Below are 22,895 nucleotides of genomic sequence, written 5' to 3' on the forward strand. Positions count from 1 at the left end.
CTCATTATATTTCCTGAAGCTCCAGCCATCTCATCTCATATTCTTCAAGCTTTTCAGAAATGGCCTCTAATTCAGCAGAAAGTTTGGCCACTTTTTCATAATCCGTTTCGTTATTTAACTGATCCATGATCTTAGCCCGATGCTGTTCAAGCTCAGGCATTTCCTTTTCTATCGTTTCCAGCTCCCTTTGTTCCTTAAAAGACATTTTTCTTTTTTGAGAAACAGCAGGTTGTTGAACTTCTGGTGCTGCAACAATTTCTTTTACAGGTTCCGGTTTGGAAGCTGCATTTTTTTCCAGTGCATCCTCGCGGCTTTTGGCTTCCCTGTATTCTGAAAAGTTTCCGATAAAATCTCTGATCTTTCCTTCCCCTTCAAAAGCTAAAATATGGTCAACAATTCTGTCCATGAAATACCTGTCGTGAGATACAATAATTAAACTGCCCTGAAAATTCAGCAGAAAATTTTCCAGCACGGTTAAAGTCGGAAGATCAAGATCATTGGTAGGTTCATCAAATATCAGAAAGTTGGGATTCTGATATAGAATATACATTAAATGCAACCTTCTTTTTTCACCTCCTGAAAGTTTTGAAATAGGCGAATATTGGGTCTGGTCATCAAATAAGAATAGTCTCAAAAACTGAGAGGCAGAGATGGTTCTTCCGTTGGCTAAAGGAAAGTTTTCAGAAATTTCCTTGATAAAATCAATAACTCTTTCATCTTCTTTATACTTCAGCCCTTTTTGTGAAAAATATCCGAATTTTATTGTTTCCCCCGTTTCAATTTCCCCGGAATCTTTTGGTTCAAGTCCTTGAATAATATTCAGCAATGTAGATTTTCCGGCTCCGTTTTTTCCTACAATACCTACTTTTTCGCCTCTTTGAAACTGATAGCTGAAATCTTTTAATAATAATTTATCACCATAGCTTTTAGAAATATCTTTAAGCTCCAGAATTTTATTTCCAAGCCTTTTCATTTCGAAATCGAGTTCCAGAGTTTCTTTTCTGGTGTCGGTTTTAGCTATTTTTTCAGTTTCGTAAAAATCATCCTGTCTGGATTTCGATTTTGTAGTTCGTGCCTTAGGTTGTCTGCGCATCCACTCCAGCTCTTTTCTGTAAAGATTATTGGCCTTATCAATGGTGGAATTCATATTATCCTCACGAATCATTTTGTTTTCAAGATAAGTGGCATAAGAACCATTATGGAAATATAAATTTTTATCCTCCATTTCCCATATAATTCCGCAAACTGCATCCAGGAAATACCTGTCGTGAGTTACAAGGATCAATGTTATTTTGGCTTTGCTCAGGTAGCTTTCCAGCCATTCTACCATTTCCACATCAAGGTGGTTGGTAGGCTCATCCATGATCAGAAGAGTATGACGGTGCTCTGCTCTTGTCTCAGTCAGTAATTTGGCCAAGGCAACACGTTTGATCTGTCCTCCGGAAAGGTTTCCCATTTTGGCTTCCAGATCAGTAATTTTCAGCTGTGAAAGAATTTGTTTCATGTCATTCTCAAGATCCCATGCTTTATGAATCTCCATTTCAGCCAAAGCTTTTTCAATGAAATCATAATCTGTAGAAAGCAGAGATTGATGATAATTTTTCAAGGCCTGAATAGGAGCGGAATCAAGAGTCATCATAAATTCGTCAATCGTCAAATCAGAATCAAATTCAATTTCCTGGTCAAATAAAACCACCTGGATGTCTTTATTAATATTTACAGTCCCGCTGTCTGCAATTTCTTTCCCCATTAATATTTTAAGAAGGGTAGATTTTCCGCTTCCGTTTTTGGCGACAATGGCTATTTTGTCTCCCTCATTTACATGAAAAGAGATATTTTCAAACAAAACTTTGACGCCATAAGATTTAGTAAGATTTTCTACAGAAACGTAATTCATTGGAATTTAATGGTTTGATTTAAGAATTCAATTGAGCGGCAAAAGTACGAAAATGTAACTAGAAAAGTTTTATGGAATAAGGTTTGGGCGCTGAAATTTAATTTTTTAAATATATTGCTCAGGATATTATTTAAAATTTCGTAATATAAATACTATGAATTTTCTGAAAGCCATTTAGTAATTTTGAGAAGACTGGAAGGCTTGATTTTTGATGCTGAAAATGCTAAATCTGATTTAAATAATGAAAAAAGTAATTGTAGATATGGACGGGGTTATGGCAGATGTTTATCATCAGCTTGTGCAGTTTGAGAAAAGAGATTCAGGGAAAGAAATTGAAATCAGTAGTCTGGCAGGAATGCCAGAAATTGAAGCATTCCCGAATGGTAAAAAACATGTTCATGAAATTGGATTTTTCAGAACGCTTCCTGTAATGGAGGGAAGCCGTGCTGCTTTAGAATATATTAACAGCAAATATGATCTGTACATTGTTTCAGCTGGAATGGAATTCCCAAACAGCTTAAGAGAGAAGTTTGACTGGCTGGGAGAACACTTTCCGTTTATCAGCTGGGAACAGATTGTTTTATGTGGCAGTAAAAAAGTAGTTCACGGAGATATTATGATTGATGATTATCCAAAAAACCTGGATCATTTTGCCGGAGAAAAATTCATTTTTACCCAGCCTCATAATCAGCTGATAGAAAATGAAAACTATAAAAGAGTGCATTCCTGGGAAGAGATCATGAATATGCTTTAAAAAAAGTTTATATATTTTTTACAAATATTGTCACAAGCAGGTGATATTTTAAAATAAATTTAACTAAACCGCTTTAAAATTTAATAAGGTATTGTGAGTATTCAAGAGGGAAAACAAAGAATTTTGCAACAAACTTATACCTATGAAAAAACTCAATGCTTTATTCTTACTTTTAGCAGCTTATTTTTTTAATGCACAGGTGATTTCAGGAACTGTAATTTCGGGAACTGAAAAGCAGCCGGTGCCTTACGTGAAAATCGGGGTAGAAAAAGAGAACGCCGGTACTGTTTCCGATGAGAAAGGAAATTTTTCTATTGATCTTTCCGGATTTGATCCTTCAAGAAAACTAAAAATAGAGGTTCCGGGATATGAGCCGTATGCTGAAACTGTACAGAATTTCAGGAAATACGATGGTCAGCAGATATTTTTAAAAGAAAAAGTTAAAAATATAAAAGAAGTCAATATTAAAGTTAAAAAGCTGGTTGATAAAAACTGGGGCGTCAATACGAAAACAAAAAGTGTTCTGTATTCCGTTAATCCTAAGCTCAAAAAAGAAGATTTTCTTGGCGAAACTGCTTTGGAATTTAATGCCAGCAGAAGATCCAAAATCAAAAATATCAACCTGAATATTGCCAGCTATACTTCAGACAAACCGGTGCTGATGAGGTACAGTCTTTATACAGGAAAAAATGGTTTCCCTGATCAGAATATCCTGGATGAAGAAATCACAGTGGCACTTACAGAAGATATGATCAAAGACGGAGTATATACACTCAACGTGAATGATCATAATATCTGGGTGCAGGGAAAATTCTTTATAGGAATTCAGTTTTTAAAAGAATTTGATGGAAAGGTTAATATCAGTGCTGCACTGTTCAGGACAGGATTTATCAGACAATTTTATGGAGACTGGCAGAAAATGACCCTGGCGGCACCAGCCATTAATATCGATGTAAAAGTGGATAAAAGCGCAAAGAATATCAAAGATGAAACAGCTGCTTCCGGAGATGATCTTGAAGGGCTGATTCCTGATGTTTCCCAATATAACATAGAATCTAAGAATTCTGTATACGGAAAAAATGAATCTTCGGGCAATTACCTTCAATTAAAAGATACAAAGCTGTACTACGAGGTTTACGGTGAAGGCGAGCCGCTTTTTCTTCTTCATGGGAATTCAGGAAGCATACAGGATTTTTACCAGCAGATTCCGGTTCTCTCCAAACAGTTTAAAGTGATTGTTGTAGATACCAGGGGACAGGGCAAAAGTACCGATACTTCTGAAAGAGATTTTACCTATACCCAATTTGCAGAAGATATAAAAGCACTTGCAGGCAAATTGGGACTGCAAAAAATTAATATTGCGGGATGGAGCGACGGTGGAGTTACAGGTTTAGAATTTGCTTTAAAATATCCGGAAAACCTGAATAAATTAATTGCTATTGGGGCTAATGCCTTTCCTGAAGGTGTTGATGAAAGGCTTATTTCCCATATGAAAAATCAGCTTCTGGTACTGGATATAGAGAATAAACCCGGGAAATTCAACGAACGCCGACTGGTAGAAATTATGCTGAATGAGCCACACATCAGCAAAAAAGATCTGGCAAAAATACAAAGTCCGGTTCTGGTAATTGCAGGTGATAAAGATGTAATCAAACAGGAACATACCGAAATGATAGCCAGGCAGATCCCAAATGCCGAGCTTAAAATCTACAAAAATGCAACCCACATGATTCCTTTCGAAAATGCTGATGAGCTGAATGCAGATATTTTAAAGTTTCTGGGGAAATGATGAGGTCCTGAAATCTTTGATTTTGTAATGAAGAGAGAAAGTGTACAAACGAATGATAATTTCAATTCCGCTCCTAATCCAGCGTGAGTCTTTTCAATGACCAGGTGCTTCCATTGTAGATGTCAAGATCTACCTTGGTATTAATCCCGTGAACGATGCCATTTTCCGTAAACTGCCAGAAGTCCCAATGATCATTAGGAGTGGGAGAGGGTACATCATTATAATTTGCCAGCCAGAGCGGATAATCATCAAATTCTCCTTTCAGGAAGTCTTTATAGTAATGATAATAAGTATAGATGATAGGCTTTTCCCCATAAGTTTCCTCTACGATCTTGCACCATACTTTTAGATCTTCTATCAGTTTTTTATTCGTTTTTCTTTTCGGGATCTTTTCAATATCTAAAATAGGGGGAAGATCACCGCTTTCCAGTTTTACATTGGCTAAAAAATTATTGGCCTGGATTACAGGATCCTCATCAGCCCTGTAAAAATGATAGGCTCCACGAATCAGTTTGTGTTTTTGGGCTTTCATCCAGAACTCATCGAAATGTTTGTCGGCATTGCGGTTTCCCATGGTGGCCCGCATGACTACAAATTCCAGCGGAATTGTTTTATTTCCAATGCTCAGGCTGTCCCATTTGATATCTTCCCTGTTCTGATAATGGGAAACATCAAAACCATATGTTTTGTCGAGATTAGCGGTAAGAATCTTCTGTATCCTTGCTGCTTCTACTTCGCTGTTGTGCAGCTTTTTATGTCTGAATTTATTAAAGTACAGCGCATAGTAGTAACTTACAGACTGTTTCAGGTAAAATCCTGTTCCTATTAAAGCAAGAATTAAAACAGCCAATATTATTTTTCTCCGGAAAAAATAATTCTTCCGACGGTTCTCATGTACTTTTTTGGCAGTTTTTTTGGTGTACTTTTTTGGTGTCATAAAGTTTTGCAAAACTAACTTATTTCACTACTAAATGCTAAATAAAATCAGTAAATTTGTGTATTATGGAAACACGCGAAAAGATCATCATCATAGGAGGAGGCTTTGCGGGGCTGCAACTTGCAAAAACATTGAATAACAGAAACAAAAAAGTCATTGTTCTGGATCGGGTGAATCATCATATGTTTCAGCCGCTTTTTTATCAGGTTGCATGCGGAAGGATAGAACCATCCAATATTTCCTTCCCTTTCAGGAAGATTTTTCAGCAATCCAGAAATACACAGTTTCGTCTTACCGAAGTTAAAGAGATTGATCCTGCCAACAATAAAGTGATCACGGATGAGGCCGAATTTACCTATGACAAACTGATCATCGCGACAGGATGCAAAACCAATTTCTTTGGAAACAAAGACATGGAATCAAGGGCTTTCGGGATGAAAAATACCCAGGAAGCAATAAGCATCAGGAATCATGTACTGATGACCTTTGAAAAACTCATCCTTGAAAAAAGCAGAAGCGATGATGGCAACTGGAATATCGTTATTGTAGGAAGCGGACCTACCGGTGTAGAGCTGGCAGGAGCTTTTGCCGAGATGAAAAAAGAAATTCTTCCCAGAGATTATCCATACATGAATTTTGATCAGCTTAAGATCATTCTGGTAAGTTCCACAGAAAAGCCGCTTGCCGTAATGAGCAGTGAGGCGCAGGAAAAATCTGAAAAATACCTTAAGGATCTGGGTGTTACTTTTCTGAGCGGTGAAGTTGTTACGGATTACGACGGCAATAAGGTATACACAAAGAGCGGAAAAGACATTCCGTCCAATAATGTGATCTGGGCAGCAGGTGTTACGGGAAATGTAGTCGGAGGTTTTCCGGAAGAAAAATTAGTAAAAAACAGGTATATAGTAGATAGATTTAATAAAATAAAAGGTTACGACAATATTTACGCAGTTGGAGATATTGCCTACATGGAAACGCCCAAGTATCCGAAGGGACATCCTCAGGTCGCAAACGTAGCCATTAATCAAGCAAAAAATTTAGGGAAAAATTTCCTGAAGAAGAATGACGGTGAGTGGGTAGAGTATGAATATAAGGATCAAGGCTCGCTGGCAACCATTGGAAAACACAGAGCTGTTGTAGATCTTCCGTTTATGAAGTTCCAGGGATTCCTGGCCTGGTATTTCTGGATGTTCCTTCACCTGATGCTGATCCTGAGTGTAAGAAATAAGCTTGCAGTCTTTTTCAACTGGATGTGGAGCTATTTCAACAAAGATTCTTCTTTAAGATTAATTATTTCACCTAATAAGAAAAACGAGACAGTACAATGAGAATTGATATAATAAGCGTGCTTCCCGAATTAATGGAAAGTCCGTTTCAGACTTCTATTTTAAGGAGAGCAATGGATAAAGGTTTAGTGGAAGTCCATTTCCATCATCTGAGAGACTGGGCCATCAACAAGCACAGACAGATCGATGATGAACCTTATGGAGGCGGAGCAGGAATGGTAATGATGATAGAGCCGTTGGATAAATGTATTTCTGAACTTAAATCCCAAAGGGAGTATGATGAAGTAATTTATCTTACACCGGACGGCATCACCTTAAACCAGAAAATTGCAAACAGTCTTTCCATAAAAAATAATCTGATATTCCTTTGCGGTCACTACAAAGGCATTGACCAGAGAGTGCGTGACCTGCATATTACCAAAGAAATTTCAATTGGTGATTATGTACTTACGGGAGGCGAACTGGCGGCATGTGTTCTTGCTGATTCAATTATCAGGCTGCTTCCGGGAGTTTTGAATGATGAGCAAAGCGCGCTTACAGACAGTTTCCAGGACGATCTTCTTTCGCCCCCTATTTATACAAGACCTGAGGTATATAAAGGATTGGAGGTGCCAAAGGTATTACTAAGTGGAAATTTTGCCAGGATTGAAGAATGGCGTCATGAGGAAGCTGTAAGGATCACACAGGAAAAACGTCCTGATTTGCTCTGAAAAAAATAATGCAAAATGAGTAATCAAGCATTTTTTTTTCATGGTTGAGAGAGTCTATTGCCGAAATGGAATAAGAATCGACATAAAGCCGAAATGCATGAAAATTATCAATTGTATTTCATAAACAGCTATGATTTTTTTCTTGTTAATTAAGCAACCATATATTGTTTTGATTTTGATTTATGTGTTGATAATTTTAAATGCTTAATAATTTGATTGTATAAAGGTGTTTTTTATTGATAATTTTCGCTAAATATTTTATATTACTTACATAATATTAACAGGAAAATATTATAAATAAATGAATAAAATTTGAAAAAAAATAATAAATTTACAACGAAAAAGAAATTCATAATTTTAAGATAGCAATTTTGCAGATGGAGATGTTCTCTTTTTATAATGTTGAAAATTTATTTTTACCTGATCCGAAACCTCTTCATAGATTAGATCCTACAAAATCCGGCTTGAAAGGGTGGGATGAAAAAAGATATAGGAATAAACTTTTTAAAATTTCACATGTTTTTCAATTAATGAAGGAGGAAAATGGTGCCCTCCCATTTTTAATTGGGCTTTCTGAAGTTTCCGGAAGGAAAGTTTTAGAAGACTTGGTGGAAATGGAACCTTTTAATTCAGAATATGGAATTGTACATTACAATTCTATGGATGAAAGAAAGGTAGATGTAGCTATGCTATACCATAAAGACAAAGTAGAGATAATAGACTCAGAAACTATTACTTTCTTCTTTGAAATTATAAATAGAAAAAACACAGAAAATTACGACACAACCAGAGATGTACTGTTTTCTAAAATTAAGTATAAAGAAACTGTTATTAATGTTTTTATCGCCCATCTTCCCTCTAAGCGAGAAAAAGATGTTAATAAGCCCAAAAGAGACTTTATTCTTAATGAAATCCGGAACCGGATTCTGAAAATTGTAGATAATGAAAAAGAACATGTAATATTGTGTGGTGATTTTAACGAAAACCCTGATGATGAAAATTTAGTAAAAATTCTCTACGACAACAAGCACGAGAAGGTCCTGGTAAACCCTTTTCAAGAGTTGTTTAATACAAGAAATTATTCTACTTTTCATTATAAGTCTGGACTGCTGTATGATCAGATTATCATTTCAAAATCTCTTTTTGATAATGATGCTTTGAATTTTCAGAGTGCCCACATTTTTAATTCTGAAAAAATAAGCAGCCAGGTGAGAAATTTTGAAGGACGCCCCTTCCGAACCTATGCCGGTACACGGTATTTAGGCGGATACAGCGACCACTTTCCGGTTTTTGTAAAATTTGAAGAAAACAAAAACATAAATAAAAAAGTAGAAAATGAAAAATTCAAGTAACACAAGCTATCATTTAGACTCGATTGACAAGGAAATCATTTACATGCTAATGGATAATGCTAAAACATCCTTGGCCCACATTTCGAAAAATGTCGGAATTTCCACAACAGCAGTACATCAGAGAATTAAGAAACTTGAGCATGCGGGAGTTATTGAAAACTCTATTTCGTTCCTTAATCCTAAAAAAATTGGATATAAAGTAATTTCGTATATCGGAATATTTCTGGACCAGCCCAGCCACTATCCGGAGCTTGTAAAATCTCTGAAAGAAGTGAATGAGGTAGTAGAAGCCCATTATACAACAGGAAATTACACCATATTCTTAAAGGTTCTTTGTAAAGACAATGACCATCTTATGCAGATCCTGAACAAACTTCAGAAGCTGAAAGGAGTGACAAGAACAGAAACTTTCATATCTTTGGAACAAGGTATTTACAGACAACTGAAAGTATAAAAAGATTATGAAGATTGCCCAATATTTAGATTCAACCTATTTGAAAACACCTGCACAGTCAGGTATTTCAAACGAAGAAACATTACAGACAGATAAAAAGCTTGCACAGGAAGCCATAGACAATGGTATTTTTGCCGTAATGATCCGTCCGGATTATGTAGCCGATATCAAAAAGTATATTCAGGAAAGACATTCAAATATTGTGGTAGGAACCGTAATAGGTTTTCATGAAGGAACCTATTCTGTTGATGAAAAACTTGCTGAAGCTTCAAAAGCAATTGAAGACGGAGCAGATGAACTCGATTTTGTTATTAATTACAAGGCTTATCTCAAAGGAGATCTTGCACTGGTAAAAGATGAATTTGTAAAATGTACAGAACTGGCGCTCCAGAATCATAAGATCGCAAAATGGATCATTGAGATTGCTGCACTCACGGATGTACAGATTGCAGATATTACTAAAAATATCTCAAACTGGGCGGTAGAAAATTTCTCCGAAAATGATCTGCCGAATATTTTTGTTAAATCTTCTACAGGCTTTTACCAAACAGAAGACGGAAAGCCGAACGGAGCTACATTTGAAGGCATAAAAATTATGCTGGATAATGCAGGTAAACTTCCTGTAAAGGCAGCCGGAGGAGTAAGAACCCCAGAAGATGCTGAAAAAATGATCAGTATGGGAGTAAAGAGAATCGGGACCTCTTCTGCTTTGAATTTAATAAAAAATGAATCTTCATCAGGAGGATATTAATACATACAAAAAACCATCAGATTTCAAATCTGATGGTTTTTTTATTTTATACCTGTGCCTGATATTCTTCGTAGAATTGCTGCGTTTCTTTAATTAAAGCATCCATTTCTTCCAAAGTAAAAACCTCAAGGAATTTTTTTCTGAATTCTTTAAAATGAGGAACCCCACGGAAATAATTGCTGTAATGCTGTCTCATTTCAATAAGGCCCAATTTTTCACCTTTCCATTCCGCGCTCCATTCTGCGTGCTGGCGGACAGCAAGTAAACGGTCTGCAATAACAGGTTCCGGAAGATGCTCTCCCGTTTTGAAAAAATGTTTGATTTCATTAAAAATCCAGGGATATCCAATTGCTGCACGACCAATCATAATTCCGTCGCATGCATATTTTTGTTTGTATTCAAGAGCTTTTTCCGGTGAATCAATATCGCCGTTTCCGAAAATAGGAATCTCAATATTAGGATTTTGTTTTATTCTGGAAATATGTTCCCAGTCTGCCTCGCCCTTGTACATCTGTGCACGGGTTCTGGCATGGATAGTTAAAGCTTTGATGCCTGTTTCCTGTAAGCGTTCTGCCACTTCATCTATATTGATGCTGGTGCTGTCCCATCCCAGACGGGTTTTAACCGTTACCGGCAGATGAGTAGAACTTACAACAGCTTTGGTAAGGCGCACCATAAGGTCAATATCCTTAAGAACTCCTGCTCCCGCTCCTTTACAAACTACTTTTTTTACAGGGCATCCGAAATTAATGTCTACCAGATCCGGATTTACCGTCTCTACAATTCTTGCAGACATCGCCATTGCCTCTTCATCTCCACCGAATATCTGAATGCCAACCGGTCTTTCATAATCGAAAATATCCAGCTTCTTGCGGCTCTTCATTGCATCACGAATCAAGCCTTCAGAAGAAATAAATTCTGAATACATCAGATCTGCACCGTGCATTTTGCACAGGCGTCTGAATGGAGGATCACTTACATCTTCCATCGGAGCCAGCAAAAGCGGAAATTCCGGCAGTTCTATATTGCCTATTTTTACCATGCGGCAAATTTACGAAATTATAAACATTTAGAAAATATGATAATATCTATGACTGTAAATGTTGGATATCTATTTGAAAGGAATTGAGGTGAATAGTGAATTTTGCTTCGCAAGTGAGAGACAAAGGCTTTACAGTAAAACTAATAACCAGCAACGAAACTTAACACTCGTATACTTTCATCCAATGACTCATTAAAAGCTTGCCTTTACCTGCATACTTCCGATATGGATGGTTCGCTCTCCGGAATTCCTTCCCTCATAATTTAAATTGAGCTGAAGGAAAGAGTTGATAGCCTGCTGAATGAAAACACTCCATACCTGGTTTTTGCCGGGTTTAAGGCCGTCCAGCATCTGGTTTCCTACAATACTGAAATTGTTTCCGGTAAAATCATTGTTAATGAAAGAGAAATTTCCCCTGATAGAAGTTTTTTTACGCTCCCACTGAATGGTTCCTGTAATATCAAAAGCCTTCAGAAGCTCTTCACCGTCTATTCTTTTTTTCTGACGGTATGCAGAAGAAAGCTCGGCCTGGATGGCATCTGTAAATTTATAGGTTGCTTTTGGCTTTGTTTCAATATTATTTAAACGGTAATCTCTTGTGGCAAATAGCTGGGATGAATTTTTAAGATCATGGATTGAGTTTTCCCAATCAACTCTGAATTCCTTGTTAAACCAATATCCTATATTGATAAAATGGGAAACCTGTTCACGTTCTTCATTACTGAAATTGGCATTGATGAGGTTATCATTGGTGATAAAACGGTAGTTTCCGTTCCAGCCGGATTTCTCAGTTGGATTAAACTGAACAGAAGCTAAAATATTTTGGTTTTTCAGGATCTGATCACTGTTCTTTTCAAAAGGATTCAGTACCAGAACCTTGTCTTTTTTGTAGAAAGAATTTTGTGAGTTTAATGAAACATTAAAATTCCAGCGTTTTAAAAATGCATTTTCAGAATTGAAAACAATTGACGGATTAACGAATAATGCCAATTGGATTTTATTTTTATTTGAAGGAATGTAACGTACGGAATTTGTATAAATTCTGATATACTGTGCTAAGTCAGAATATTCTGCAATTTCGAATTCATCGAGCTGCTGGATACCGTCTCCGTTATAATCGGTCCATTTATAAACACCCTGTCCGTCTGTTACCTTAAGATACTGGAATTCCCTTTGCGCTTCCTGCCCATTTCCAAGTTCATAAAATGCCTGCAGGCGCATCCCGTTTCTGAATAATTGCTGGTTATATAGAATATTTCCGACAACGAAATCATTATTTCGGGTCATGTCTGCCTCATCACTCTGGTAAAAGAATTTTCTATAATGTATCAAAGCATTTAAAGTAGTTCTTTCAGTTTTGATAAGCTGGCTTTCCGCCATAATTCCCAGGATGTTATTCATACTCTCCAGCCTGTTGTTTCGTACAGAGTCGTTATCTCTCATATACACTTTTGCAAGAAGCTTAGTACGTGTGCTGTCACCGATTTTTTTCTGAACAAAGATCTCTTTCCAGCTGAAGCTGGTAACATCCATGAGCTGCGTATCATTATACTTCTTCTCGTTATGTTCCATGCTTCCTCCGACAGCCCAGCTTCCTTTTTTACCGGTAAACTCTGTAGAAACTCCACCCCGGATGAATTTCGTGTCCTGAAGTGTAGCATTCGTATTAAGGTATGACAGGTTTCCTTTTGTAAAGAACTTTCCTGTGATCCAGCTAAGATCAAGATCATTTTTTATCCCTTTGTAGGTATCCTGTTCATCCAGGTAGTTCATACGGTAATTCAAAGTGGATTTATTGTTCCATTTATTTAAAAAACTGAATATAAACCTGTTTTGAGTTCTCTGGCTGAATTCCTGTACCAGGTTAAAATCTCTCGAGAATTCTACATCATTGATACGGTCTAGAATATGGAACTGCTTATCTATATATTGATATTCAAAACTCGGAGTTCCTTTCCAGTTGTTTTTTGTAAAACTTTTATTTCCGAAAATACGCCATGCATATCCTATATTCTGAGCTGCGTCTTTAGACGAAAATAAATTCAAATCATAATTGCTCAGTGAGAAATCGGCGCCTATTTTTCCTTCTTTTAAAAGATATTCGGAATTTACCGAATACACCTGCGATTTCTGAGGAGAAGGAAGTTTTCTTACCGCTTTATAGTCTCCCATATTATTCCCGACATATTCAAAAACGCGGCCGTTATTGGTTGTCTGCGTAATTTTGTAATCCCCTTGATTAATACCAAAGTAGGTAAAAGAAACCTGATAAAGTGTTTCATTCTGATCTGTCGAAAATTCGTAGAAGTTTCCGGCTGGATTTAAGCGGTACAGAATTTTATTAACATCATACGGAGTAACTACTCCTGAAGGCGCATACATCAGATTAGGATCATTGCCGGCGTCGGCAAGGATCTGTTCATCTTCTTTGGAGAGATTTAAAGAAAGAGGAGCATTTTTGTTGTCATTTTCCATGAACCAGTTCAGCCCTACTTTAAACTTCTCTCTCTGATGCTCTAATTTTCCGGAAAACAAATATCGGGAGTAATTCCTGTTCGTGTAATTATATGAAATTGTAATAAAATTCTGCTGGAAAATCGGGCGGAAACTGGTAAAGGTTACTTCTCCCGTATTATAATTAATGACATAATCCTGGTTTTCACCACGCTTCATCAGGATACCATCAATAAACACCTGTTCAGAACCTGAAATAAGGGTGATGAACTGCTCACCATTCTTCCCGGTTAAACGGTAGGGGCCCTGGTTACCTTCCACACCCTGAAAACGCACTCTGTGAAATTCACTCCGGGCAACACCCATGGAAACATCCACAAAAGTTTTGTTATCCTTTCCGAATTCAGTCTGAAACTCAAGCCCCATGCTTCGTCTCTGGAATTTTGCAAAATAATTTTTGGATTCTACAAGATCAAGATGCCCCGCTCTGAGGATCGACTTATCCTTAATATTCAGCTGCATATAGATCTTATCAAACTCTTCCAGTGTCTGGGTATAGCCATCAGCCTGAATAGGAAGATTATGATCCGAAATACTTGCCAGGATAGTCACATCCTTAGAAAGCCTTCCGGAAATCTGAAGATCCATGGAACTCTGTACAGACTGTCCCTGGTTATTACCGAAAGTGATTCCACGGATGATGGAACCTTTAGAGTTCAGTTCTCCTAAAAATCTTTTCTTATCGTTTTTGACAAGTACTGCTTCGTCTACGATTATTTTATTGTTGGTCTTCACAAAATCCAGGGTGTCTTTTGCAAAAATGTCCTGTTCAAAACGGGCCGCAAGGATGCTGTCTTTTTTAATACTGTCTTCCGGAATGTTTGGATTTTTCCACGAAAATATTTGCGCATGGGCCGAAAATATGCCCATGAAAACCAAACCGATCAGAAGAAAAAGATTGCGCAAGTGTTTAAAAATAATTCGTAAAAATAGCTAAAAAATGTTAATGGAAAGGAGTTTAGAATTATTAACAGAAATTTAATCTAATTATTGTAAATCACTGAAAATTACAGGTGATTTTATGATGTAAATTATTAATAATTGAATTTAGTAATCATTGAATTTTTATTCATAGTTAAATCTACATCAATTAGTGGAAATACAATTTTAAATATAATAATTCTGGGAAGAGTGATTTAGTCTACAATATGAAATATCAATGGTAGTAAGGGTTTCGGGAAAGATAGTTAAAAAGCAATTTTAATTAATTGTTAATTATATGCCATCATTTTAATATAGTAAAGGTTTTTTTGTATTTTTATCTCATAATTAAAAACTTTTTATAATGAAAAAAATCTTTACTATTTTAGGAATCACTTCATGTGTTTTCGGATTTTCTCAGAATTTAGTTCAAAACCCAAGTTTTGAAAGTGGGGTTAGCAGCTGGACAGCTGGTACAGGAACATCTTATACATTACCTACTGTTGAAACGGATACTCCATACCAAGGACTAAATTATGCTAAATATGTAGCAACAGCAACAAATGGCTTTTACCAAAACATTCCTATCAGTGCCAATACCCAATATGTAGTTAGTTTTTGGTATAAGTCGTCTGGTAGTGGGAATGGAGCCAGAATTTGGTCTTGCTTTTTAGACGCTTCTGCAGCACCTGTCTATTTGACAAGTGATGCATCAACAGATCCATTGAGAAATAATAATGGTTATTTGGCTAAAGTAAGTGTTTGGACTCAAAAAACAGTAACTTTTACTTCTCCGGCATCTGCAGCACAATTCCAATTGCAAGTACGTGCTTATAATAATTCTACTGCTAGTTTTGATGAGTTTTCTTTAATCCAAAACGGATCTTTATCTACAATTGATTTCTCATCATCAAAATATAGCTTAGTTAAAAATACCTTTGTTAAATCAGAGATTAATTTTGCGAAAAATTGTAAAGATGTAAAAATCTTTAATATGTTCGGGCAAGTTGTAAAATCTCTTTCTGTAAAAGAAAATGAAACTGTGAATGTTGATGAATTGGCAAAAGGAAACTATATCGTTACAGGAACTGTAAATAACGAGCCGGTATCTCAGAAGATTTTGAAAGACTAATTTTAGTTTCAATATATGCTCCGGCCATTTCGCAGAAATGGCCGGAGCTTTTTTATTATTTTAATAATAGAATTTTTATTAAAATTTTAAACTAAAACATCTAATAATGCATATTATTTTTTTTTGTTTTAGCTCTTTTGAATATTTTAATTTTTGGTCCTTTATTTGATGTATACTTGCCATGAATAGTAATGTCATTATGTTGAATGAAATTACTTCAAAACGATTAATAGTTAGTTTTCAATATAACATGTTAAAGAAGCAGCTGTTTTACAGTTGCTTTTTTTATTTTAATACCAACCTCTTCTCGCAGCATTGATAACGGCACCAAGATTAAGTACCAAAGTATATCTTATACGTTTTGCATAATCCTTGAAAGAAGGTTCAAAGCCTAATGATGATTGTATTGGGAAATATACTTCAAGAAAATCGGGGATAAGCCTCACTTTGATACCACTGTCCCAGATAAATTCTGCTGGGCGGTTTTTATTTTTGTAGATCCCTGCATCTGCATACACATGAAAGATTTTCCATACACTTGAATCTACGTTAAAAGAAGTGATCCACTGATTGACAGATCCCGGGATGAAAGATTTAAACCCTCCGTCAGCCAGGATAAACTGTTGTGACAGAAGACCGCTGTTAGCACTTTCCCCCAGCAAATTGTAAGAGAAAGAATAGTTGGATACCCTTGAGATTCCATAGTTGAACGTATTATTCCGGGTCTCGTTTCTTATAAAATAACCAGCAAATAATCTAACGCTTAACTTTTGCTTTGGAGCAAATTCCCATCTGTAAAATCCTTCTGCAGTTATTTTATTGAAATCCTCCATACCCTGAGTGCTTAAGCTTAAGCTTTTTTCATGGATCATCTGGCTGTCGCTGTACCCATAGCCTGCACTCCAGAGATTATATTTGTCATAATCTTTATTAGCGATCATTTTGGGGCTGAGATCCCTCTCCAAATAATTGTAAGAAAACCCTAAGCTTCTGCTTACCGTACTTCGGGGATTTTTTCTGAAGTTGAAATTGGAAAAGATCGAACCTTTCCTGTAAGCCAGCCCGTAATCATAATGGAAGTAAGAGCCCGATACTCCAAAAGTAATACTTCTGAAAACACTTCCAGCTGGAAGAAAAGAGTAGGAGATAGCGCCTGACCCGGTCAGTTTTCCGGTTCCGGTACTGTAAGTTGGTGTAAAAGAGTACAGAAACTTCTGATCGAAGAAAGACTGGTTTTTTAAATTAACACCCAAAAGGAATTTATCATACGTATTATTAAAACGCACCCTTGGGCTGACGTATATTTCGTTATATTCAGGATTTGGGATGTCCTTGATAAGTTTAAATTTTATTTTTTTTGCATTCGAAAACAACCCTTTTGCATACAAAAAATTGTCACGGTACTTAGACTCCGGGAAAATATAATCCGAGTTTAAGGTTACCTTATGGATATCTTCTGAAGCAGGAAGACTAAAATTGGTGATTCTTTCGTTTTCTTTTGTTTCTATCCAATAAGATTTTATTTCTCCTTCGCTGGTCTGTGTTTCAAGACGTACAGGGATGGGAGAATCCATATTTTTACCAATTTTGATATTCAAAGAATCGTCCTGCTTCCTGACATTTTTCAGTCTGAAGTTAGCCCTGTTCTTTTGTTTTAAAAATTTGGCGAGATATTCTGATGTTTTATCTTTTTCAGCCAGTTCTTTAAGAAATTCCTCCGGCTCAATTTTCTTGTCCGTATTTTTGGAAATATAATCTTTCAGTATACTATTGAATTGCTCATAGCCCATTTTTTCGGCAGTATAATTAAAAAGGCTTCCTGTTTCAAAACTGCTGACTGCCATATCATTAAAGTTGCTCAAAACCGTAAAGTTTTCGCTGATCTTCTGGTCCAGATTCTGTGACATGATGTATTGATAGGCAAGTCCGTAACGGTCGATCAATTTTACTTTAGAGGCATGGAATAACTTTAACGGCTTTACGCCAAAAATACGCGTTTCAGGCAAATTACCCAATAATTTAGTCTCCTTGTAGAACTTTTGAAGGTACTGGATTTCCAGATATGATTTTAAACCGTTTTTAAACCAGTGATCTTTCTGTTTATCTGCAATAATGCTTTCGTCAAGTATTTTTTTTGCCATGATTCCGAAATAATCAAGATCTGTTTTCTCGGAGTCTGTGAACAGCTGAAATCTAAATTTCCAGAAAGAGATATCATTACTCCCGAAGAAATCTTCCGAAGATTTAAACTTTTCCGAAATGAATAGATTTTTTGGGAGAAAACCTATTTTTTCTTTAATGAATTTTAAATGCAAAGGCAGATAAAACTCAAGATTCTGTTTTTCTTCCGGTTTCAGATTATATCCGAATTTGATCTCGGTATCAGCTCCTTCTACATTTATTTTTATGGAGGGAAGCCCGTTCTGTGAGATCACAAATTCAGGATCAGAATCAAGATAACCCTTAAATGCATTCATCTGGATCTGTGGCAGATTACTTTCGATGAAACTGTTAGGCGGAAGATCAAAATTGACGGTCCAGAAAGTATTGAAACTTACCGATTCCTCAATATCATGGTAGTTTCTTTTGGAAATATTGTCCGGATCAAAATGATCCGGAACAATAAAGAAATATTTTAATGCAGTGATTTTATCTGAAGTACCATAACCCGTAAATTTCTTATCGGGAAGGTGCATTTTATACTGAAGCTGTAATTTGATGCTTTCGCCGGGTTTCAATGCCTCCTTCAGAGGAAGAAAAAGATTCTCATCCGATGTGGAATTCACTGAAACAGGCTGTGCTGAATTTTTAATTTGCAGATCCAGAAGTGTACCCAGCTGATCATTTTTTGCAAAATGAAGGTCACTGTTTCTATCTTCCAGCTTTCTGTATACCAGCGATGTGCCCTTTTTTTTATAAGCAGAAACCCAATTGAGAAGCTTTACAGACTGCAGGTCTTTACCGGAATGATTGTAATACACAATTTCCTGGTTAACCTCCAGCGTTTTTCTGTCCGCAGATAATTTAGCTTCAATGTATATGCTGTCTTTTTGCCCAGAAACCTGTACAATTCCCCAAAACAAAACAAGGCAAGTCGTAATCTTTTTCAAAATCCTGTGATAAAGCTCAAATATAAACTTATTTTGAATATATCCAGCAGGATTTTAGCCTTGAACCACGTTTTTTTGCAAAGAATTAACATACGCATTCCAGCCCTCATTTTTATAAGTAATGGCAGCGGTTTCAGGATCTTCAGATTTATAAATTCCTCTTCCTACGATGATGAAATCGGAGTGGAGCATTTTGAAAACATGTTCAGGAGTATTGTACTGCTGTCCCTTTCCGTCCCCTGAATCTGCAAGATTAACGCCTGGAGTGAAAAGTAACAGTTCTTCAGGAATTTGGTTCTGTGATACTCCTCCAATCACATTTGGATGTGATAAGGCTACTTTCAGAGCTTCTTCTCGGTAGCTCGCCGTAGTCAGCGCTCCCTTGGAAGACATTCCGACAATAGCAACAACGCCTACATTTTTAAAGCAGTCCAAAGATTCAAATCCTCCGATCACCTGTGAAGTGACAAAATCTGCCCAATCTGTAATCTTAAATACACCGCTGGTGAACTGCAGTTCCTGCGTATTACCGATATCTGCAAACTTTCTGTCCTCCATTAATAAAAACTGATGTTTCACAGCCAAAGCTTTTAAAGGAACAATCGTTTTTTCGTATTCAAAATCTGAAATGATATCAATATGGGTTTTTAATGCAATCACGTGAGGTCCTACTTTTTCAGCAAGATTAAGCAGTTCCTGGGTTGTGGTAACATCTGCAGAAGCAATAAGGTTTGATTTTTTTGCCAAAGCGGTTTCCAGCAATTTTTTAGAAACCGAATGTTGCGCATGCTCTAATTTCTGTTCGTAAGAACTTCTCGTTTTTTCTTCAAACTGAATATGGTTTCCCTGAAGGAAATCCTGGATTCTTTTTACTTCTTCATCAGATAGTTCTCCGTTTTCCTGAAGGATAGCGCAAACTTCTGAAATATTGAAAAGGGTATGAACTCTGTAACCTTTACTTTCCAGCAGCTGTTTTCCTCCCTGTTCCCTATCAAGAACAACAACAATATCAGCTACTTTAAGATCTTCCTGTTCTACCTCTGCAATCGTTTCTACAAGAGATTTTCCGGAAGTGATTACATCTTCTACCAAAAGACAGTTCTGGCCTTTCTGGTAAATTCCTTCGATCAGCTTTTTAGTTCCGTAGCTTTTGGCTTCCTTTCTTTTAATAATTAATGGAATGTAGCTTTCCAAAGACATCGCAGTAGCCATCGGGAGCGCTGCATAAGGCACTCCGCAGATTAAATCAAAATTATCCAGTGGAAGCATTTCCAGTAAATAATTAGCCAGATTCTTTAAGATTTTCGGATCTGAAGCCAAAGGTCTCAGATCTACGTAAAACGGACTTTCGATACCGCTTTTTAACGTAAACCTTCCGAATTTAATGATGCCCAGCTTGTAACACTCTAAGAAAAATTCTTTTTTACTTTCCATTATTTTTTATTAGATACTGCAAATTTAATGATTTGAAACAAGGCTTAAAAATTTATCAACCATTTGTCAAGAAAAAACCACCCTGAAATGTTTCAGGATGGCTTAAATAATATTTATGTAAATTATTATTTTACAATTTCTGCATCGATAATTTTAGTGCCGTTCAGCCTCTGTTCTGCTTCCCACAGCAAAAATTTGTCCACTTCCTTGATTAATTTTGGAATTGTAAGTGACAATACTGCCAGGTCATCCATAACACCTAAAACAGGTACGGCAAATTCAGGAAGTATGTCAATAGGGGAAATTACGTATAAAAGTCCCAGAAGAGGAAGGATGATATCGATGGATCTCATCGGGTATTCTCCTTTTCTCCATAACTTGACCATCCTGAAGATGTCAGGAATTTTTTTAACGAAGCCTTTGTGGCTGATGGCTTCTTTTGCAAGATTCAATTTTGAATATTTCATTTTGTGTTTAGTTTTAATAAATTTTTCAACGTAGTAAATTTCGCAAATTCTATACCAATAAATTATAAAATTTAGTTAAAAATAATTACTTGATGATGTTGTCAATAAACTGATGCACAGTTTCTGTGTTCCAATCTCTGGACGCATCTTCTTTAATGATGATTCTTCCGTGCTTATCAATAAGAAAAGTGGTAGGGAATACTTTTGGAAGAATTTTTTCGGAAATAGGGCTTTGTGCAATATAGACAGGAACGGAATAATTATTTTCTTTTAAAAACTTTTTTATATCCTCTTCCTTGTCATTCATCGCAATAAGAATAAAGTCTACATTTCCTTTTCTTGAGTCATATAATTTCTGAATGCTTGGCCATTCTTTTCTGCACGGCGGACACCATGTTCCCCAAAAATTAAGGAAAACAGGCTTATTCTTAAAAGTTTTAAGATTGGTACTTGGCACATTGATTCCTTTCAGCTCAATGTCATAATCTTCTTCACTTACATGTACCGCATTTTCAATCGTGGCGATCGGGAAGAACTGATCTCTCAGGTATTCTTTTACTCCAGGAACAAAAGCTACTACACCGATAATGATGATAAGGACAAGATAAATGATATTCTTTTTCATGCGAGGATCTTTACTGTTATTTTTTGCTGTATGGAATTCAGTTTGTATTACAGGAGTTCCAAAATCTCCTGGACTGCATCCTTGCCTCTGTTTTTAGCATAATACAGCTGCAGGTCGTTATAAAAGTTATCTTTTGGGTAAGCTTCCGGATCTGCTTTATGTTTCATTAATAATTCATATCCGTATTTCGGACGTGGCCCCCAGGAATTTTTCACATTGAAATCCTTATCCAGAATGATCACTTTTGGGATAGATTCTGTACCGTTAGTCAGGTATTGATTAATTAGGCTTTTGTCACTGTCTCTCAGGAAAATTCTTACATCATTGTGTCCTTTAAAGAAAGTAACAAGCGCAGGAACCGTAGCACTGGCATCTCCGCACCATGCTTCTGAAATAATCAGGATTTTTCCGTCAAAATTTTTAGAAGCCAACTCTTTTAACTGTTCTTCATCCGGGACATATTTTTTTAATGTTCTGTCCATTCTCTGCAACCCTAATTCGTAGTATTGCCTGTATTCGATTTCCTGTTGGCTGGAAGGATTTTCCAATCTTTCTTTTCCGATACTGACATATTCTTCAAAAGAAATTCCCTGATCCCAGTAATTTTTCATTACCAAAAATATTTATGTTAAAAATTATTGATGTTTCTTGTCTTGTTGATTAAAAACAGGTCAGCCAATACAAATGCAGCTAAGCTTTCCACGACAGGAACGGCTCTTGGCACTACACATGGGTCATGACGTCCTTTTCCTTCCACTACCACTGGATTTCCATATTTATCTACACTGTCCTGAGGTCTTAAAATAGTCGCTACAGGTTTGAATGCAACACGGAAATAAATATCCATTCCGTTGGAAATTCCTCCCTGGATTCCTCCTGAAAGATTAGATTTTGTGGTGAAATCCGTATTGAAAGCATCGTTATGCTCTTTTCCTGTCATTTTAGCACCGCAGAAACCGCTTCCGTATTCAAATCCTTTGCAGGCATTGATATTCAGCATGGCTTTGCCTAATTCAGCCTGAAGTTTAGAAAATATAGGCTCTCCAATTCCTACAGGCACGTTTTTGATTACGCAGGTAACTGTTCCGCCGATAGTGTTGCCTTCTTTCTTGATCTCTTTGATTCTTTTGATCATTCTTTCTGCAGTTTCAGCATCCGGACAACGCATATCATTGCTTTCCGTTTTTGAAAAGTCTAATGCCTGATATGGTTTTTCACAGAAAATATCGCCTACGGAAGAAACATAAGCATTGATCTCGATGCCGGATAAAAGCTGTTTTGCCAATGCTCCTGCAACGACCCAGTTGATGGTTTCCCTGGCTGAAGATTTTCCGCCGCCGCGATAGTCTCTGATACCAAATTTCTGGTCATACGTGAAATCTGCATGACTCGGACGGTATGAATCTGCGATATGATCATAGTCCTTAGACTTCTGATTTTCATTTTCTATAATAAAACCGATTGGGGTACCTGTCGTTTTTCCTTCAAAGATCCCGGAAAGGAACTTTACCGTATCACTTTCTTTTCTTTGAGTGACAATCGCAGACTGACCTGGCTTTCTACGATCCAATTCATATTGAATTTTATCGAAATCTACCGTTAAACCTGCCGGAAAATTATTAATGATACCGCCGTAAGCCACGCCGTGACTTTCTCCAAATGTTGTAAGACTAAGAAGATTACCTAATGTATTGAACATAGTACAAAATTACCTATTTTT

The 22,895-nt window shown here is 36.6% G+C and carries 18 protein-coding genes; 8 read left to right on the top strand and 10 right to left on the bottom strand.

Going from position 1 to position 22,895, the window contains the following annotated elements; translation table 11 throughout:
- Nucleotides 1–4: 4 nt before the first annotated feature.
- The gene (locus ACMGDK_RS18030) at nt 5–1,897 is read right to left on the bottom strand and encodes an ABC-F family ATP-binding cassette domain-containing protein (RefSeq protein WP_436809199.1); all 1,893 of its coding nucleotides are present in this window, start codon (nt 1,895–1,897) and stop codon (nt 5–7) included.
- 241 nt (nt 1,898–2,138) lie between these two features.
- On the opposite strand from ACMGDK_RS18030, the gene ACMGDK_RS18035 reads away from it, so the two are divergent.
- Together ACMGDK_RS18035 and ACMGDK_RS18040 are read left to right on the top strand one after the other, a co-directional pair.
- On the top strand, nt 2,139–2,651 hold the full coding sequence (locus tag ACMGDK_RS18035; RefSeq protein WP_436809200.1) for a 5' nucleotidase, NT5C type: 513 nt from the start codon (nt 2,139–2,141) through the stop codon (nt 2,649–2,651).
- 142 nt (nt 2,652–2,793) lie between these two features.
- Nucleotides 2,794–4,440, top strand: a complete 1,647-nt coding sequence (locus ACMGDK_RS18040; RefSeq protein WP_436809201.1) for an alpha/beta fold hydrolase — start codon at nt 2,794–2,796, stop codon at nt 4,438–4,440.
- 73 nt (nt 4,441–4,513) lie between these two features.
- On the opposite strand, the gene ACMGDK_RS18045 is transcribed toward ACMGDK_RS18040, so the two are convergent.
- Entirely contained in the window at nt 4,514–5,377 is an 864-nt protein-coding gene (locus tag ACMGDK_RS18045; RefSeq protein WP_436809202.1) for a glycoside hydrolase family 25 protein, read from the bottom strand.
- Between the two features lie 65 nt (nt 5,378–5,442).
- Between ACMGDK_RS18045 and ACMGDK_RS18050 the strand changes: the two genes are divergently transcribed.
- The 5 genes from ACMGDK_RS18050 to deoC all read left to right on the top strand — a co-directional run bounded on the left by ACMGDK_RS18050 (nt 5,443) and on the right by deoC (nt 9,930).
- Entirely contained in the window at nt 5,443–6,705 is a 1,263-nt protein-coding gene (locus ACMGDK_RS18050; protein WP_436809203.1) for an NAD(P)/FAD-dependent oxidoreductase, read from the top strand.
- The gene (gene trmD / locus ACMGDK_RS18055; RefSeq protein WP_436809204.1) at nt 6,702–7,373 is read left to right on the top strand and encodes a tRNA (guanosine(37)-N1)-methyltransferase TrmD; all 672 of its coding nucleotides are present in this window, start codon (nt 6,702–6,704) and stop codon (nt 7,371–7,373) included. Before ACMGDK_RS18050 ends, trmD begins: the two co-directional genes overlap by 4 nt.
- Before the next feature lie 383 nt (nt 7,374–7,756).
- The gene (locus ACMGDK_RS18060) at nt 7,757–8,725 is read left to right on the top strand and encodes an endonuclease/exonuclease/phosphatase family protein (protein WP_436809221.1); all 969 of its coding nucleotides are present in this window, start codon (nt 7,757–7,759) and stop codon (nt 8,723–8,725) included.
- The gene (locus tag ACMGDK_RS18065; protein WP_436809205.1) at nt 8,709–9,179 is read left to right on the top strand and encodes an Lrp/AsnC ligand binding domain-containing protein; all 471 of its coding nucleotides are present in this window, start codon (nt 8,709–8,711) and stop codon (nt 9,177–9,179) included. Before ACMGDK_RS18060 ends, ACMGDK_RS18065 begins: the two co-directional genes overlap by 17 nt.
- A 4-nt stretch (nt 9,180–9,183) precedes the next feature.
- Nucleotides 9,184–9,930 carry a deoxyribose-phosphate aldolase gene (gene deoC, locus ACMGDK_RS18070; protein ID WP_436809222.1) on the top strand — a complete coding sequence of 249 codons (747 nt, stop codon included), beginning with the start codon at nt 9,184–9,186 and terminating at the stop codon, nt 9,928–9,930.
- Nucleotides 9,931–9,976: 46 nt separating this feature from the next.
- Here deoC and dusB read toward each other — a convergent pair whose 3' ends face one another.
- Nucleotides 9,977–10,972: a tRNA dihydrouridine synthase DusB gene (gene dusB, locus ACMGDK_RS18075; protein ID WP_426046382.1), complete on the bottom strand. Its 996-nt coding sequence runs from the start codon at nt 10,970–10,972 to the stop codon at nt 9,977–9,979.
- Between the two features lie 192 nt (nt 10,973–11,164).
- Nucleotides 11,165–14,356: a DUF8818 domain-containing protein gene (locus ACMGDK_RS18080; protein ID WP_436809223.1), complete on the bottom strand. Its 3,192-nt coding sequence runs from the start codon at nt 14,354–14,356 to the stop codon at nt 11,165–11,167.
- A gap of 415 nt (nt 14,357–14,771) precedes the next feature.
- Here ACMGDK_RS18080 and ACMGDK_RS18085 point away from each other — a divergent pair, with 415 nt between their 5' ends.
- Complete coding sequence (locus ACMGDK_RS18085; RefSeq protein ID WP_436809206.1) at nt 14,772–15,539, top strand: T9SS type A sorting domain-containing protein; 768 nt, start codon at nt 14,772–14,774, stop codon at nt 15,537–15,539.
- A 290-nt stretch (nt 15,540–15,829) separates the two neighbouring features.
- Here the strand turns inward: ACMGDK_RS18085 and ACMGDK_RS18090 are convergent, their stop codons facing one another.
- From ACMGDK_RS18090 to aroC, 6 genes are all read right to left on the bottom strand, one after another.
- Nucleotides 15,830–18,649 (bottom strand): aminopeptidase, encoded by a 2,820-nt coding sequence (locus ACMGDK_RS18090; protein WP_436809207.1) that lies wholly within the window; start codon nt 18,647–18,649, stop codon nt 15,830–15,832.
- A gap of 54 nt (nt 18,650–18,703) precedes the next feature.
- Nucleotides 18,704–20,083, bottom strand: a complete 1,380-nt coding sequence (gene pyrF / locus ACMGDK_RS18095; protein WP_436809208.1) for an orotidine-5'-phosphate decarboxylase — start codon at nt 20,081–20,083, stop codon at nt 18,704–18,706.
- Between the two features lie 125 nt (nt 20,084–20,208).
- Nucleotides 20,209–20,550 carry a YkvA family protein gene (locus ACMGDK_RS18100; RefSeq protein ID WP_111955123.1) on the bottom strand — a complete coding sequence of 114 codons (342 nt, stop codon included), beginning with the start codon at nt 20,548–20,550 and terminating at the stop codon, nt 20,209–20,211.
- Between the two features lie 85 nt (nt 20,551–20,635).
- Complete coding sequence (locus ACMGDK_RS18105; RefSeq protein WP_436809209.1) at nt 20,636–21,175, bottom strand: TlpA family protein disulfide reductase; 540 nt, start codon at nt 21,173–21,175, stop codon at nt 20,636–20,638.
- 47 nt (nt 21,176–21,222) lie between these two features.
- On the bottom strand, nt 21,223–21,786 hold the full coding sequence (locus ACMGDK_RS18110; RefSeq protein WP_436809210.1) for a thioredoxin family protein: 564 nt from the start codon (nt 21,784–21,786) through the stop codon (nt 21,223–21,225).
- Nucleotides 21,787–21,803: 17 nt separating this feature from the next.
- On the bottom strand, nt 21,804–22,874 hold the full coding sequence (gene aroC, locus ACMGDK_RS18115) for a chorismate synthase (protein ID WP_436809211.1): 1,071 nt from the start codon (nt 22,872–22,874) through the stop codon (nt 21,804–21,806).
- Nucleotides 22,875–22,895: the final 21 nt, after the last annotated feature.

The organism is Chryseobacterium hilariae, assembly GCF_051400735.1.
Taxonomy (GTDB): domain Bacteria; phylum Bacteroidota; class Bacteroidia; order Flavobacteriales; family Weeksellaceae; genus Chryseobacterium.

Coding starts and splice junctions, on each gene's coding strand:
- dusB (WP_426046382.1), bottom strand. CDS start 10,972: ATGGTAAAAATAGGCAATATAGAACTGCCGGAATTTCCGCTTTTGCTG.
- ACMGDK_RS18110 (WP_436809210.1), bottom strand. CDS start 21,786: ATGAAAAATTACTGGGATCAGGGAATTTCTTTTGAAGAATATGTCAGT.
- ACMGDK_RS18040 (WP_436809201.1), top strand. CDS start 2,794: ATGAAAAAACTCAATGCTTTATTCTTACTTTTAGCAGCTTATTTTTTT.
- ACMGDK_RS18035 (WP_436809200.1), top strand. CDS start 2,139: ATGAAAAAAGTAATTGTAGATATGGACGGGGTTATGGCAGATGTTTAT.
- ACMGDK_RS18050 (WP_436809203.1), top strand. CDS start 5,443: ATGGAAACACGCGAAAAGATCATCATCATAGGAGGAGGCTTTGCGGGG.
- pyrF (WP_436809208.1), bottom strand. CDS start 20,083: ATGGAAAGTAAAAAAGAATTTTTCTTAGAGTGTTACAAGCTGGGCATC.
- ACMGDK_RS18060 (WP_436809221.1), top strand. CDS start 7,757: ATGTTCTCTTTTTATAATGTTGAAAATTTATTTTTACCTGATCCGAAA.
- trmD (WP_436809204.1), top strand. CDS start 6,702: ATGAGAATTGATATAATAAGCGTGCTTCCCGAATTAATGGAAAGTCCG.
- ACMGDK_RS18030 (WP_436809199.1), bottom strand. CDS start 1,897: ATGAATTACGTTTCTGTAGAAAATCTTACTAAATCTTATGGCGTCAAA.
- ACMGDK_RS18065 (WP_436809205.1), top strand. CDS start 8,709: ATGAAAAATTCAAGTAACACAAGCTATCATTTAGACTCGATTGACAAG.
- ACMGDK_RS18085 (WP_436809206.1), top strand. CDS start 14,772: ATGAAAAAAATCTTTACTATTTTAGGAATCACTTCATGTGTTTTCGGA.
- ACMGDK_RS18045 (WP_436809202.1), bottom strand. CDS start 5,377: ATGACACCAAAAAAGTACACCAAAAAAACTGCCAAAAAAGTACATGAG.
- ACMGDK_RS18080 (WP_436809223.1), bottom strand. CDS start 14,356: ATGGGCATATTTTCGGCCCATGCGCAAATATTTTCGTGGAAAAATCCA.
- ACMGDK_RS18100 (WP_111955123.1), bottom strand. CDS start 20,550: ATGAAATATTCAAAATTGAATCTTGCAAAAGAAGCCATCAGCCACAAA.
- aroC (WP_436809211.1), bottom strand. CDS start 22,874: ATGTTCAATACATTAGGTAATCTTCTTAGTCTTACAACATTTGGAGAA.
- ACMGDK_RS18105 (WP_436809209.1), bottom strand. CDS start 21,175: ATGAAAAAGAATATCATTTATCTTGTCCTTATCATCATTATCGGTGTA.